2 rRNA genes are annotated in these 263 nt (G+C 51.7%); both read right to left on the minus strand.

What is annotated here, in order from left to right:
* Window positions 1-112: ribosomal RNA gene (gene rrf / locus KJS47_RS23880) — 5S ribosomal RNA — on the minus strand; the annotation flags it as partial.
* A gap of 101 nt (window positions 113-213) precedes the next feature.
* A 16S ribosomal RNA gene (locus KJS47_RS23885) occupies window positions 214-263 on the minus strand; the annotation flags it as partial.

Raw genomic sequence — 263 nt, forward strand, 5'->3', positions numbered from 1 at the left:
GCAACGTCCTACTCTCCCGGAACCCTTCGGTTCAAGTACCATCGGCGCTGGAGGGCTTAACGGTCGTGTTCGAGATGGGTACGCGTGGTTCCCCTCCGCCATTATTACCAAACGGAATGCTATTTAGCTGAAAGGCATGCACCTTTCAAAACTGAACACGAGTGAGTAACAAACCGATTTGTATCGCATCTCACCGATGCGGATACTCCATAGAAAGGAGGTGATCCAGCCGCACCTTCCGATACGGCTACCTTGTTACGACT

Origin of the sequence: Paenibacillus sp. J31TS4 (assembly GCF_018403265.1) — a bacterium.
GTDB lineage: Bacteria > Bacillota > Bacilli > Paenibacillales > NBRC-103111 > J31TS4.